Origin of the sequence: Hoeflea marina, from assembly GCF_003182275.1 — a bacterium.
Lineage (GTDB): Bacteria > Pseudomonadota > Alphaproteobacteria > Rhizobiales > Rhizobiaceae > Hoeflea > Hoeflea marina.
On sequence record NZ_QGTR01000004.1, the window covers coordinates 427,673 to 439,723 of the forward strand.

Annotated in this window: 16 protein-coding genes; 11 read left to right on the plus strand and 5 right to left on the minus strand. The window is 64.3% G+C overall.

The window, feature by feature from the left end:
• The first annotated feature begins 141 nt into the window (after window positions 1-141).
• From DFR52_RS17425 to DFR52_RS17435, 3 genes are all read left to right on the plus strand, one after another.
• Complete coding sequence (locus DFR52_RS17425; protein WP_110033267.1) at window positions 142-588, plus strand: hypothetical protein; 447 nt, start codon at window positions 142-144, stop codon at window positions 586-588.
• A gap of 37 nt (window positions 589-625) precedes the next feature.
• A complete protein-coding gene (locus DFR52_RS17430; RefSeq protein ID WP_110033268.1) occupies window positions 626-1,861 on the plus strand; it encodes a hypothetical protein in 1,236 nt (411 codons plus the stop codon).
• A 317-nt stretch (window positions 1,862-2,178) separates the two neighbouring features.
• Entirely contained in the window at window positions 2,179-3,573 is a 1,395-nt protein-coding gene (locus tag DFR52_RS17435) for a putative bifunctional diguanylate cyclase/phosphodiesterase (protein WP_158284995.1), read from the plus strand.
• 149 nt (window positions 3,574-3,722) lie between these two features.
• Here DFR52_RS17435 and DFR52_RS17440 read toward each other — a convergent pair whose 3' ends face one another.
• Entirely contained in the window at window positions 3,723-4,091 is a 369-nt protein-coding gene (locus DFR52_RS17440; protein ID WP_110033270.1) for a winged helix-turn-helix transcriptional regulator, read from the minus strand.
• Window positions 4,092-4,192: 101 nt separating this feature from the next.
• On the opposite strand from DFR52_RS17440, the gene DFR52_RS17445 reads away from it, so the two are divergent.
• A complete protein-coding gene (locus DFR52_RS17445) occupies window positions 4,193-5,314 on the plus strand; it encodes an NADH:flavin oxidoreductase (RefSeq protein WP_110033271.1) in 1,122 nt (373 codons plus the stop codon).
• Window positions 5,315-5,452: 138 nt separating this feature from the next.
• Here the strand turns inward: DFR52_RS17445 and DFR52_RS17450 are convergent, their stop codons facing one another.
• Window positions 5,453-5,851, minus strand: a complete 399-nt coding sequence (locus tag DFR52_RS17450; protein ID WP_110033272.1) for a winged helix-turn-helix transcriptional regulator — start codon at window positions 5,849-5,851, stop codon at window positions 5,453-5,455.
• 180 nt (window positions 5,852-6,031) lie between these two features.
• On the opposite strand from DFR52_RS17450, the gene DFR52_RS17455 reads away from it, so the two are divergent.
• Together DFR52_RS17455 and DFR52_RS17460 are read left to right on the plus strand one after the other, a co-directional pair.
• Window positions 6,032-6,409: a VOC family protein gene (locus DFR52_RS17455; RefSeq protein ID WP_110033273.1), complete on the plus strand. Its 378-nt coding sequence runs from the start codon at window positions 6,032-6,034 to the stop codon at window positions 6,407-6,409.
• A gap of 258 nt (window positions 6,410-6,667) precedes the next feature.
• Window positions 6,668-6,949 carry a hypothetical protein gene (locus DFR52_RS17460; RefSeq protein WP_110033274.1) on the plus strand — a complete coding sequence of 94 codons (282 nt, stop codon included), beginning with the start codon at window positions 6,668-6,670 and terminating at the stop codon, window positions 6,947-6,949.
• Window positions 6,950-7,068: 119 nt separating this feature from the next.
• Here the strand turns inward: DFR52_RS17460 and DFR52_RS17465 are convergent, their stop codons facing one another.
• From DFR52_RS17465 to DFR52_RS17475, 3 genes are all read right to left on the minus strand, one after another.
• A complete protein-coding gene (locus DFR52_RS17465; RefSeq protein ID WP_110033275.1) occupies window positions 7,069-7,440 on the minus strand; it encodes a DUF1428 domain-containing protein in 372 nt (123 codons plus the stop codon).
• A gap of 340 nt (window positions 7,441-7,780) precedes the next feature.
• A complete protein-coding gene (locus DFR52_RS17470) occupies window positions 7,781-8,908 on the minus strand; it encodes an ATP-dependent DNA helicase (protein WP_110033276.1) in 1,128 nt (375 codons plus the stop codon).
• A gap of 212 nt (window positions 8,909-9,120) precedes the next feature.
• Window positions 9,121-9,543: an RrF2 family transcriptional regulator gene (locus DFR52_RS17475; RefSeq protein WP_110033277.1), complete on the minus strand. Its 423-nt coding sequence runs from the start codon at window positions 9,541-9,543 to the stop codon at window positions 9,121-9,123.
• Window positions 9,544-9,629: 86 nt separating this feature from the next.
• Here DFR52_RS17475 and DFR52_RS24615 point away from each other — a divergent pair, with 86 nt between their 5' ends.
• From DFR52_RS24615 to DFR52_RS17495, 5 genes are all read left to right on the plus strand, one after another.
• Window positions 9,630-9,785, plus strand: a complete 156-nt coding sequence (locus DFR52_RS24615; protein WP_170132300.1) for a hypothetical protein — start codon at window positions 9,630-9,632, stop codon at window positions 9,783-9,785.
• Between the two features lie 4 nt (window positions 9,786-9,789).
• Entirely contained in the window at window positions 9,790-10,251 is a 462-nt protein-coding gene (locus DFR52_RS17480) for a group III truncated hemoglobin (RefSeq protein ID WP_210205862.1), read from the plus strand.
• Between the two features lie 133 nt (window positions 10,252-10,384).
• Window positions 10,385-10,735: an ArsR/SmtB family transcription factor gene (locus tag DFR52_RS17485; protein ID WP_110033278.1), complete on the plus strand. Its 351-nt coding sequence runs from the start codon at window positions 10,385-10,387 to the stop codon at window positions 10,733-10,735.
• Window positions 10,732-11,220 (plus strand): SRPBCC family protein, encoded by a 489-nt coding sequence (locus DFR52_RS17490; protein WP_110033279.1) that lies wholly within the window; start codon window positions 10,732-10,734, stop codon window positions 11,218-11,220. Before DFR52_RS17485 ends, DFR52_RS17490 begins: the two co-directional genes overlap by 4 nt.
• Window positions 11,217-11,882: a glutathione S-transferase family protein gene (locus DFR52_RS17495; RefSeq protein ID WP_110033280.1), complete on the plus strand. Its 666-nt coding sequence runs from the start codon at window positions 11,217-11,219 to the stop codon at window positions 11,880-11,882. The genes DFR52_RS17490 and DFR52_RS17495 overlap by 4 nt, the downstream gene beginning before the upstream one ends.
• Window positions 11,883-12,051 lie beyond the last annotated feature (169 nt).

Consider the following 12,051-nt stretch of genomic DNA (forward strand, 5'->3'; position numbering starts at 1 on the left):
CGCCTGGCGCCGACTTTCCCCATTGACCTGTGCCGCGGCAGCCGAAGCTGTCGCCGCGAAATCGCTCGCCAAGACCGGATTCGGCGCTATCATCGGCAGCGCCGATGGCGCATGGCCAGGTGGACCAGGGCGGAGGACCGGATGGGCTTGCGACTTTTCAAGACGGCGCTCGTCGCCCTGGCGGTGCTCGTCGGCGCCTATGCCGCCGCCCTCGGCATCGGCTTGCTGGTCTTCGACCTCCTCGACGTCTCCGACCGCGAGGGCGCGAACGCCATGGGGCTGGCCTTCGTCATCTGCCCGGCCGTGGCCCTGGTCGCGGCGCTGGCCGCCTCGATCGGGTATTTCGTTGCCTCCGGCCGCAGCCCGGCGACGGTCGCCGCGCCTCGCCGGCCGGCCGGCCCCTGGCTGATGGCAGGAACCGCCGCCATTGGCGGCTTCCTCGGCGGCTGGCTGCTGCAATGGATGCTCTGGGGCCGTTCCTACGAGACCTATCTGGCCGCCTTTGCCGTCTCGATGGCACCATGGATCGGCGCCATCGGCCTGTCCGGGCTCACCCTGTCGCTGGCCCGCCCGCGCGACAGGGCCTGACGGCTGCTCCCTCACCTGATCCCGCAAGGAGACTTCGATGCGCCTGATGCCTGCCCGGGCCGCCCTCTCCGCTCTCGCTGCCCTCGGCGCCTTCCCGGCAATGCCGGCAGCGGCCGACGCGGTCAGCTACAGCGGCCATATCGGCTCCTTGCCGGTGATCGTCGAACTCACCACCTCTGGCGGTATCACCCCGCAGGTCGGCCGCTATGCCTATCGGTCGAAGGGTGTCGACATTCCCCTGCACCTCTCCGTCCATGCAGGCGGCCTGCGGATCATGGAGGAGAGCGCCTGCACCGAGGCCCTGTGCCGCACCGCGGGCGGCGACCTTGTCACCGAGGCCCCGATTGGCGCCGAATGGACGCTGCCCGGCGCCGTCGGCGACAAGCGGCTTCGCGGCACGTGGCGCGCCCTGCCGAACGGCAGGACGCTGCAGATCGACCTCCAGCTGCGGGCACGCCGTGCGGAAGGCGACGGCAGCCGCGATCCGTTCGAGGCGCTGACGGGATCTGCGCCCGATCCGGCCGCCGATGACACCGCCGATCCGGTTGTGAGCACTGCCGAACGGCCCTACGACTTCCTCAGGATGGAGATCGCCTTCGACCGCGGACCGGAACTGCCGTTCGGCGATGGGGTCATCCGGATGGACACGGACCCTCGCAACGGCCTCGACTATCCGGTGATCGTCAGCCTCGCCGGCGCCGACCCGGCGCCGCTCAATGCCTATCTGGCGCAACAGCGGCTGCAGGCCGAAGCGCCCGCCTTCGCCTGCGCTGCCACCGCCTATCTCGGCTTCGGCTGGTCCGGATCGCCCAGTGACGGCAGCGACGGCTTCGACGGCAACTGGAGCGTCCGGCCGGAGCATCTCACCTCCCGGTTGATGGGCTTTGCCGAATCCGGCAGCTATTTCTGCGCCGGCGCCTATCCCGACAACTTCACGCGTGACCATCTGGTCGATGCCGTGACCGGCAGGCCGATCGACGCGGATCGCTTGCTGGCCGGTTGGAACGGCGACGCTGCCGGGCCGGACCTCTCCGCCTATGTCAATGCCCGCCGCGACCGCTCGGACAGCCAGCGCGAAGCCGATTGCGGTCTGGACGACCTCGTGCGGACCCATCTCGGCGTCTATTTCCGCCAGCACAGCCTGGTGTTCACGCTCAAGGACCTGCCCCACGCCATTTTCGCCTGCACCGACGACCTGCTGGAAATACCGCTGTCGCAGGCGCGGCCCCTGCTGACCGACGCCGGCGCGGCCTATTTCGCCGCGTTCGATTGAGGCCGGGCCAGTTGCCGGTCGAGGGGACCCCGACGGGAGCGACACCGACCTCGTGCACCATGTTCCGCCATGTGGCGTCCCGAACGGCGCCGCCTCCGGCTGAGTAAGTGAGACGACCTCGCAATCGGTGGGCACCGGCGCATCGCCAGCACCCGCCGCTCCACGAACCCTGCCTCGCTCTGCGCTAGAACCGACGCGATGGAAGGCGACTTCTTGCACCCGGCATGGTCGATCTTCTTAAGGATGATCGTGGCATGCCTTGCTCGGGATGGATGCAGGCCCGCCTTGAAGTGGCGGCCGTGACTTGTGAGATGAATTTGGCGGAACCCCTATCGGCCCCATCGACGGCATCCCCTGCAGACAGGCAGTCGCTCCGACTGATCTTCGCCTATGAAACCGCCGCGATCCTGATCCTGGCAGTCAGCCTGTTCTGGACGGCGTTCTTCGCCTCGAGGCAGCAGTGGCCGATTGCCGCCGCCGACCTGCTGCTCGCCGGCCTTGCGGCGGCGAGTTGGGCGATGATCAGGGCGGGCAGTTTGAATTCCGCCTTGATCGTCTCGGAAGTCACCCTGATGATCTTCACGGTCTGCTACGCCCTGATGTTCGATGAACCGAGCGCGGATATTCCCAGGATCACCCATCTGTATCTGCTGGTGATCGCGATGCTGGGCTACATCAACCATCTCAGGCGCAGGTCGGCCTTCCAGCTGTTGGTCACGGCGGCGTGTCTTGTCGGATTCATCGTGCTGTCGAGTACCACCTATGCCTTTCCCTTCGCCCGGACCATCCCGGACGACATCCGCGCCGGCGGCATCTGGGTCAACTCCATCCTGGCGACGGCAATGCTGTGCGGCGGCATCTATGCCATCCAGAAGGAGTTCACCCGGCCGAAAGGCTTGATGCTGGACCTCAGCAACGCGGTTCGCAACCGCGAACTGCGCCTGCATTTCCAGCCGCAAGTTGACCGCACCGGGCAGATCATCGGTGCAGAGGCGCTGATGCGATGGCAGCATCCCGATCGTGGTCTGATCCCACCGAACGATTTCATTCCAGCCGCCGAAGCGGCAGGCCTGATGCCGCTGCTCGGCGGCTGGGCGCTCGCCGAGGCCTGCCGCACCCTCTCGCAATGGCAGGACGATCCGGCGCTCGCCCGGCTGACCCTAGCCGTCAATGTCAGCGCCAGCCAGTTTCAACTCGAGGATTTCGAGCGCACCGTTCTCGGCACCGTCAGACGCCATCGCATCGATCCGGCGAGGCTCAAGCTGGAGCTGACCGAAAGCGTCATTGTCCACGCCCTGGCGCCCACCGTCGCCAAAATGAACGCCTTGCGCGCCATCGGCATCACCTTCGCGCTCGATGATTTCGGCACCGGCTATTCGTCACTGAGCTATCTCAGGCGCCTGCCGGTCGACCAGCTCAAGATCGACCGCAGCTTCGTGCAGGAATCGCTCGAGAGCGATCGCGGCGGAGCCCTGGTCAGGAGCATCGTGCATCTCGGCATCGACCTCGGCTTTGTCGTGCTCGCCGAGGGCATCGAGACTTCGGCCCAGCACGCCTTCCTGCTCGAATGCGGCTGTCATGAATTCCAGGGCTACCATTTCGGTCGGCCGGTTGACGCGGCTGCCTTCGCCGACCACGTCCGGCAGGCGGCAGCAGGCGGATCGCCCGCATTGCTACCGGCGGCAAACGACCGCACCCGGCGCTCGGCGTAGGGCGCGCCCGGCGACGTGACTGCAGCTATCGCAGGCAGGCGACCGGCCATCCGCGCAACGCCCCGTAATTCCGTGCAACCAAGCGAAGCAGCCACAGCCGGCGACAGCCCATTGCCTGTTGGAAGCCTCCGACCGGATCCGGCGCGGGCTTACCCGGCACGCCCGTCGAAGGCGCGCCGCGCGTCCTCGACGCTCGGCATCTGCTCGACCGTCCAGGCATAGAGCGCCTTGAAAGGCGGCTGCAGCGTGCGGCCGAGCGGGGTGATCTCGTACTCGACCCCCACCGGTGACGTCGGCAGCACCCGCCGCTCGACGAGCCCGTTGCGCTCGAGCCGTCTGAGGCATTCGGTGAGCGCCTTCTGTGTGATGCCCTCGAGATGCCGCTTGATGGCGTTGAACCGCATCGGTCCGGCATCAAGCACCGTCAGCACCATCATCGACCATTTGTCGGCGATCTGGTCGAACAGCACCCTGCTCGGACAGCTGGCGAAGAAGCTCTGGCAGGTGGTTTCGCCCATGGTGGTTTCCTTCGGTATACCTGGTTGATCCAAAGTGCGTTCTTGATCCTTGGTATAAACTATATACCTCAAGGCTCCCGATGAAAAGGACGCAAGATTTCATGCCAACCTCCCCGAATGCAGACAGCCTGTTCCGCCCCTTCCAGCTCAAGTCCCTCACCCTCAGGAACCGCATCGTCATGGCGCCGATGACCCGGACCTTCGCGCCGGGCGGCATCCCCGGACAGAACATCGCCGACTATTACCGCCGCCGCGCCGAGGCCGATGTCGGCCTGATTCTGTCCGAAGGCACCGTCATCGACCGGCCGTCCTCGCGCAACGAGGCGGGCATTCCGTTCTTTCACGGCGACGAAGCGCTCGCCGGCTGGAAGAATGTCATCGACACCGTGCACGCCGCCGGCGGCAGGATGGGCCCGCAGATCTGGCACACCGGCGCCACCCGCGGCCAGAGCGGCTGGACGCCGCCCGTCCCGGTCGAGAGCCCCTCCGGCCTCAACGGCCCGGGCGACCCGAACGGGGTGGCGATGAGCGAGGAAGACATCGCCGACACGGTGTCCGCCTTTGCCAGCGCGGCCTCGGACGCGCGCAGATTGGGCTTTGACGTGGTCGAACTGCACGGCGCCCACGGCTACCTGATCGACCAGTTCTTCTGGGCCGGTTCCAACGCGCGCAGCGACCGCTACGGCGGCGAGACGCTGAAGCAGCGCTCGCGCTTCGCAGCCGAGGTGGTTGCCGCCGTGCGCACCGCGATCGGTCCCGAAATGCCGCTCATTCTCAGGGTGAGCCAGTGGAAGCAGCAGGACTTCAAGGCCCGCCTTGCCACCACGCCCGACGAGATGACCGACTGGCTGGTGCCGCTCAAGGAAGCAGGCGTCGACATCTTCCATTGCTCGCAGCGCCGCTTCTGGGAACCGGAATTCCCGGAAATCGACGGCGAGCAAGGCCTCAACTTCGCCGGCTGGGCCAAGAAGCTCACGGGTGCCGCCACCATTTCGGTCGGCTCCGTCGGCCTGTCGGGCGAATTCCTGGCGGCCTTCGGCGGCGAGAAATCCTCGCCAGTCGGCCTCGACGGCCTCGTCCGCCGCATGGAGGCCGAGGAGTTCGACCTCATCGCCGTCGGCCGCGCCATCCTCGGCGACCCGCAATGGGTGACCAAGATCAGGACCGGCGACACCGAGGACCTCAAGAACTTCGACCCCGCGTCGCTGGCCGAACTGGTCTGAGGCCACACGGGCTGAAATCACCATGACAATGGACCGCCGCCGGGAGGAGCTTCCGGCGGCGGTTTTGCGTGGGGCGTTCCAATGCCGATGATGTCGGCCTTGCTCGCTCAGGGCAGGCCCAGAATGGGCCGAGCGAACCTACCGTGTGTCGAACGCTGCCCGGGCAAGTTTGACATCGGCTGAATTGCCGGCGACCCAGTCGACCAGACCCTGAAGAGCCGGCAGCAGGCTTTGCCCCATCGGCGTCAGCTCATATTCCACCCGTGGCGGCACTTCGGCGAACACCTCCCGGATGACGAGTCCGTCGCGCTCCAGATTGCGCAGGGTCAGTGCCAGCATGCGTTGCGATATGGTGGGGATCGACCGGTTCAGCTCCGAGAACCTGGCCCGCTCGCCTGGAAGCATCGAGAGCGCCAGCATTGTGAAGATGCTCCACTTGTCTCCCACCTTCGTCAACAGTTCACGGAACGCGACCGGATCTTCGTTGCGGCAAAGCAGCCCCGGCTCAAGCTGCGTTTTCCCGGCGCTCTTTCCCATGCTTACATCCCTGTTGGTTCCCGACATTGACGTGCGTTCTTGTGGCGAATCCGCTGACGACGTAGAAGCAGCTTACGAAACGTTAGCGCCTTGGGACAGGGAAAAAAGCGCCCGCCGCAGTCGCCGCTTTAGCCGCGATCAGGCGTTTCGCACGCGACCCGTAGAGATAGGAAATGACAAATGCTCGACCACATCATCCTGACTGTCAGTGACATCAAGGCCTCGCTTGCCTTCTACGAAGCAGCTCTCAAGCCGCTCGGCATCAAGTTCTTCATGCCTTTCAAAGGCGAAAACGGCCATCCCGACCTGTGGGGGTTTGGCGATGGGCAAAGCGCGATCTTCTGGCTCAAACAGGGGAAGCCAAATCCAGAGGCCATTCATTGGGGTTTCAAGGCGGAAAGCAACGCTCTGGTCGACAGCTTTTATGAAGCTGCCATCGCGGCCGGGGCGACAGACAACATCTCGCCGCGTGCGCGGCTCGAATACTATCCCGGCTATTATGCCGCCGACGTCATCGACCCGGATGGCTATTCGTTTGAGGTCGTCCACAAGAGCTGATGGGGCGCGGTGCGGAGGTCCTGGCAGCAGAGCGCTACCTCGCCAAAGCGCTCCTTGCGACTGAAGCCGCCCGATCTGCGTCGAAAACTGGTGGCGGCAGCCTGGAACTGGTGGAACCGGATCGCCGCGGGATGCTTCCGGCGGCGGTTTCGCGCCTGGCCGGTTCAATTGTCTGCCCTCAAGCAGGATCAATCGCCGGAACCGCGATGAACATCTGCCCGTTTCACAATTCGGCAACGTTGTATGAGGGAGCATTCAATGGATACGGATTTGGACGACGACCTGGAAAATTTGTCGCAATCGGAGCTCTTGGCCGCTGCGCGAGCAATGCGCAAGCAAATACGAATACATAGAGACACTTCCATGCACGAGCTTTGCTGGCATCATCCGGACCTGTGGGCATTGTTGCCTGATTCCCCTGCGGGGGGGATGATTGTTCCTGAATGGCCTCAGTTCATGAGGGGATGCACGCGCTATCGACAGTCTCTCGACGAGCAACTGCGCGATGCGCCGCGATCACAAAAGGAATTTGGCGAGTAGCACCGGTTGCGAGAACTCCTGCCTTGTTGATGTAAGCTGAAACAGAATCCAATTCGGTTTCACTTGCTAGCAACTCTTCGACCCCATATGGTCAACAGGCGTCGCGATGACATTGACTGTTACTTTCCAAGAGAAACCACGGGCACGAAGCCGCCAAAAATCATCCGTGCACCGTCGAAAGGCATCGGGTTTTTCTCTGGGTCCATGCGTGGATCAGAGTTCTTGGGGTCCATGATCTTCGCCATAGCAGCATCCCGGACAGTCTTATCGGGCCACTCGATCCAGCTGAAAACGACATCCTCGTCATCCTTAGCCTTCACAGCCATGCGAAAATCGGTCTGCTTTCCCACAGGAACGTCATCGGCCCAGCATTCCCAGGCCCGGACTGCTCCCAGTTCTATGAAGACAGCATTGCCATCGGTCGCATGGTCGATGAATTTTTGCTTATTCGCTTTGGGTACAGCAAGTACAAATCCATCTATATAGCTCATTTTCCTCTCCTTTCGCGACACCACAGAAAACGCATCATGGTCCGATCGGTTCCGTTCCTAGAGGCTAAACCTCGTCCAACAAGAGAAGCTGGATCGTAGTCTCCTGTTTCAATAAAATGCCGAAGACCTCACTTTGGTTGCCGCAAAAACCAATTGCAAGTCTTTCGGTACGATTGAATTGGGTCACAGACCTGCCATTCCAATGCGGATACTGGAAGGTCCGCAATGGGCCGGGAGCGCCAAAATATCCGGTGCGGGTGAATGTCAGCTTAGCCGGCCGGGTTCGGAAGCAGACATTCTCATCGCGCCCCGTTCCCGTCGCAGCACAAACGCGCCCCCCTCACCTGACAATCGTCAGCCGCTCCGCGGCCCGCGTGATCGCCGTGTAGAGCCACCTCTCGCGGGTCTCGCGAAACGCGTAGCTTTCATCGAACAGCACCACATTGTTCCACTGCGAGCCCTGCGCCTTGTGCACGGTGAGCGCGTAGCCGTAGTCGAAGTCGTCATAGCGCTTCTTGGTGGTCCAGGGGACGTCGGCGTCGGGGGCGTCGAACACGCTTTTGAGGAGCTTGATCTTGGCCGAGCCGCGCTCGATGTCGTCCTCCTCGGGGCGGATCAGCAGGTTGATGCCGGGCTTGACCGTTTCCTTGGACGAGGTCATCACCTGCCAAAGCGAGCCGTTGAGCAGGCCCTTGGAGGGGTCGTTCCTGAGGCAGACCAGCTTGTCGCCGGCCTGCGGATAGTTCTGGTCAAAGCCCTTGAGCTCGCGCAGGCGCTGGTTGTAGCGCCGCCTCGTGCGGTTGGTGCCGACCAAAACCTGGTCGGCCTCGAGCACCAGCTCCTGGGTGACTTCGGACTTGCCGATCACCTGCGCGGTGCCGTAGTCGCCATGCATGATCTCGCGGCCCTCGCGCACATGCATGGCCAGATCGATGATCGGGTTGTCGCGCGCCTGGCGGTGGATCTCGGTGAGCAGGTAATCGGGCTCGTGCTCGGTGAAATAGCCGCCGCCCGAGATCGGCGGCAGCTGGCCGGGGTCGCCCAGCACCAGGATGGGCGTGCCGAAGCTCATCAGGTCGCGGCCGAGCGCCTCGTCGACCATCGAGCATTCGTCGATGACGATCAGCTTGGCCTGGGCCAGCGGGCTTTGCCGGTTGATCGAGAACATCGGCGCCATCGAGGTCTTGCCGGTCTCCTCGTTGGAGACCTCCTCCTCGCCGCGCGGCCGGTAGATCAGCGAATGGATGGTGCGGGCGTTGCGAGCGCCCTTGGCGCGCAGCACCTGCGCCGCCTTGCCGGTGAAGGCGGCAAACAGCACCTCGCCTTCGACATTGTCGGCGAAATGCCTGGCCAGCGTCGTCTTGCCGGTGCCGGCATAGCCGAAGAGCCGGAAGACGGGCTGCCGGCCCTCTTTCAGCCAGCGCGAAACCGCCTTCAGCGCTTCGTCCTGTTGCGGTGCGAATATCATCGTACCCAAGTGACAGGATTGCCTGATTCGCTCAACCCGGTCAGCTTCGAAGAAGGTGACCCGGTTGGCTCCGAAGGAGGCGACCCCGGTTGAACTTGTTCGACCCCGGTCAGCTTCGAAGAAGGTGGCCCGGTTGGCTCCGAAGACGCCCCCGGCTGATGCCGGCCGGCGGCGGTTGCGATGCGGCAGCCGATGCGGCCGCTCCCGCCCGCTCAGCCCGGCCGCGGCGGCGCGAGCCCGGGCGGGGCGGAAATGTCGGCCAGTGACCTGCCGCCGAGCGTCTGCAGAAAGGCGAGTTTTGCCTGCCCAAGCAGGCTTTTGAGCCGGCAGTCGGGCAGGAAGACGCAATCCGCGCCGCTGAAGCATTCGGCGATGTGAAAATCCGGCTCCATGTGCTCGGCCACCGCGCGCAGGTTGATCTCGTCGGCCGGCCGCGCCAGCCGCAAACCGCCCCTGCGGCCGCGCACCGCTACCGCAAAGCCGCCGGAGGAGAGGTTCTGCGCCACCTTCATCAGATGGTTCTTCGACACGGCGAAATCGCGCGCCAGCTCATCGACGGAGACCGTGCGTTCAGGCGCGCGGGCCAGCGCCATCAGGATGCGGAGGGCATAGTCGGTGTGCAGGGTCAGGCGCATGGGCATCTCGAATACTGGTATTACAGATATTGCATTTCGTGTCGTCGCGGTATACTGGTAATTTCAATACCACTTATGAGGTCGTCATGCACACGCTGCTCTTTGTTTTTCTGTTTCCCGGCGATCTGGTCCGCAGGAAGCTCGGCATCACGGTCGACGAGGATGGCGGCCTGATCCGCTCCTTCGTCAACATGTGTTTCTGGGGCACCATCGCGCTCTGGACCGCGCTGACCTGGCTGTGACCGCATGACCGATCCTGCAGCACCGGCGAAGACGACGGTAGAACTCATCGCCCGCGCGGCACCGCCCCGCCGCGCCGGGCTTGACCTCAGCGACGATGCCATCGCCCGCCTCGTCGACCAATTCTATTCCGACATCAGGGATGACCCGCGGCTCGGGCCGCTGTTCGAGAGCCGGCTTGCCGGCCAATGGCCCGAGCACCTGCGCCGCATGAACCAGTTCTGGCGCTCGGTGCTGAACCATTCGGGCGAATATTACGGCCAGCCCGTCGTCAAGCACAACGGCCTTCCGGGGCTGGAAGAAGACGATTTCCGCATCTGGATCGGCCTGTTCGAGGCGACCTCGGCGCGGCTGTTCGCGCCCGATGTCGCCGCCGCCATCCTCACCATAGCCCGCCGCATCGCCCGCAGCCTCTGGCTCGCCCGATTCGGCACGCCCTTCAACCGGTCCCCCGCCTGGCTCGACTGAGCGCCGGGCCGACGTTCTCGCCCTTCGAGTGGCGCTACGCGGCCGCCTCAGGATGAAGGTGGTCAGCAGCGGACGGCTGGCCAATTCAGGCTCCCGCTTGACTGTTTGCCCGGATCGCGCAACAGTTAAGTCAATGCCTAACCATTCTGACCCACTCGACGCCATGTTCCAGGCTCTCTCCGACCCGGCCCGTCGCGGGATGATCGACCGGCTGTGCGCAGGACCGGCCTCGGTCAAGGAGCTTGCCGCGCCGCTCGACATGTCGCTGCCCTCGGTGATGCAGCACCTTGCCGTGCTCGAAACCTGCGGTCTGGTGGCAAGCACGAAGATCGGACGGGTGCGGACCTGCACCCTGCAGCCCGAAACACTGTCGCTGGCCGAACAATGGCTCAATGCCCGTCGCATCGGCTGGAACGAAAGCCTGGACCGGCTGGGCAGCTTCCTCGACGCACAAGACGAACCAAGAACGGGAGACGACACTTGACCCCACGCACCGCTTCACACGCCACCTTTTCGATCACCCGCCACTATCGGCAGGCGCCGGCCACCGTATTTGACGCCTGGGCCGACGAGAAGAACAAGACCGCCTGGTTCGCGGCCCCGCCGCCAAGACAGACCGTCAAGCGCAGCTTCGATTTCCGCGTCGGCGGGCGCGAGCAGTTGTCGACCGATTTCGGCGACGGCAAGCTGCATCATTTCGATGCCGTCTATCGCGACATCGTGCCGGACGCCCGCATCATCTACGCCTACGACATGCACATCAACGAGACCCGCATCTCGGTGTCGCTCGCCACCGTCGACTTCAAGCCGGACGGCGCCGGCACGAAGCTGGTCTTCACCGAACAGGCGGTCTTCCTCGACGGTTTCGACGACGACGGAAGCCGGCGGCGCGGCAGCGATTATCTCATCGACAATCTCACCGGCTTCCTCGAACGCAGCGAAGGCCAGAAGAAAGATATGCAGCCATGACACTGAAACTCTATTCGCATCCTCTCGCCTCCTACTGCTGGAAGCCGCTGATTGCGCTCTACGATAACGATATTGCCTTCGAGACTGTCGAGGTCAATCTCGGTGACGACGCTTCGCGCAGTGCGTTCTCGGCGGTCTGGCCGCTGCTCAAATTTCCGGTTCTGGTCGATGACGATCGCGGACAGACCGTGATCGGCTCGGCGGCGGTGATCGACTACGTCGACCGCTTCGCCGCTCCGCCAGCCCCGATGATCCCGGCCGATCCGGATCTCGGCTGGCAGGCGCGCATGTGGGACCGGCTGTTCGACGACCATTTCCAGACGCCGATGCAGCAGATGGTCGGCGACGCCCTGCGCTCTCCACGCGATCGCGATGCCTTTGGCCTCGGCAAGGCGCGCGACGAGCTCAGGGCCGCCTATCCGGTTTTCGAGGAGCGATTGCCTGCGGATGGCTGGTGCCTGGGCGAGATGTTCACGCTGGCCGACTGCTCGGCGCTGCCGGCGCTGTTCTGGGCCGACACGGTCGAGCCCTTCAGCGCGGACCACCCAAAGCTGACAGCCTATCTCAAAAGGCTGAAGGCGCGGCCTTCGGCGGCGCGGGTGCTCAAGGAGGCCGAGCCGTTCTTCGCCTGGTTCCCGCGCGACCCCAAGCCGCGGATCTGATCAGGCAGGCGCTTATTCCGTTCCCCACAAGGTGAGGTGCTACCCTGAGCCTGTCGAAGGGGGTAGGCCGCGGGTCTCGAACCACGAGGGGCCGGGTGAAATTCCCGCATCTCGGCCACCCTCGCCCTTCGAGGCCGCTGTCGCGGCCGCCTCGGGATGAGGGTGGGGC

What these genes read in the sequence shown, in the direction of transcription:
- DFR52_RS17440 (WP_110033270.1), bottom strand. Translation starts at nt 4,091, where the DNA reads ATGGGCGAAACCACCTGCCAGAGCTTCTTCGCCAGCTGTCCGAGCAGG.
- DFR52_RS17485 (WP_110033278.1), top strand. Translation starts at nt 10,385, where the DNA reads ATGCCTAACCATTCTGACCCACTCGACGCCATGTTCCAGGCTCTCTCC.
- DFR52_RS17445 (WP_110033271.1), top strand. Translation starts at nt 4,193, where the DNA reads ATGCCAACCTCCCCGAATGCAGACAGCCTGTTCCGCCCCTTCCAGCTC.
- DFR52_RS17480 (WP_210205862.1), top strand. Translation starts at nt 9,790, where the DNA reads ATGACCGATCCTGCAGCACCGGCGAAGACGACGGTAGAACTCATCGCC.
- DFR52_RS17475 (WP_110033277.1), bottom strand. Translation starts at nt 9,543, where the DNA reads ATGCGCCTGACCCTGCACACCGACTATGCCCTCCGCATCCTGATGGCG.
- DFR52_RS17465 (WP_110033275.1), bottom strand. Translation starts at nt 7,440, where the DNA reads ATGAGCTATATAGATGGATTTGTACTTGCTGTACCCAAAGCGAATAAG.
- DFR52_RS17455 (WP_110033273.1), top strand. Translation starts at nt 6,032, where the DNA reads ATGCTCGACCACATCATCCTGACTGTCAGTGACATCAAGGCCTCGCTT.
- DFR52_RS17430 (WP_110033268.1), top strand. Translation starts at nt 626, where the DNA reads ATGCGCCTGATGCCTGCCCGGGCCGCCCTCTCCGCTCTCGCTGCCCTC.
- DFR52_RS17470 (WP_110033276.1), bottom strand. Translation starts at nt 8,908, where the DNA reads ATGATATTCGCACCGCAACAGGACGAAGCGCTGAAGGCGGTTTCGCGC.
- DFR52_RS17495 (WP_110033280.1), top strand. Translation starts at nt 11,217, where the DNA reads ATGACACTGAAACTCTATTCGCATCCTCTCGCCTCCTACTGCTGGAAG.
- DFR52_RS17450 (WP_110033272.1), bottom strand. Translation starts at nt 5,851, where the DNA reads ATGGGAAAGAGCGCCGGGAAAACGCAGCTTGAGCCGGGGCTGCTTTGC.
- DFR52_RS17460 (WP_110033274.1), top strand. Translation starts at nt 6,668, where the DNA reads ATGGATACGGATTTGGACGACGACCTGGAAAATTTGTCGCAATCGGAG.
- DFR52_RS24615 (WP_170132300.1), top strand. Translation starts at nt 9,630, where the DNA reads ATGCACACGCTGCTCTTTGTTTTTCTGTTTCCCGGCGATCTGGTCCGC.
- DFR52_RS17425 (WP_110033267.1), top strand. Translation starts at nt 142, where the DNA reads ATGGGCTTGCGACTTTTCAAGACGGCGCTCGTCGCCCTGGCGGTGCTC.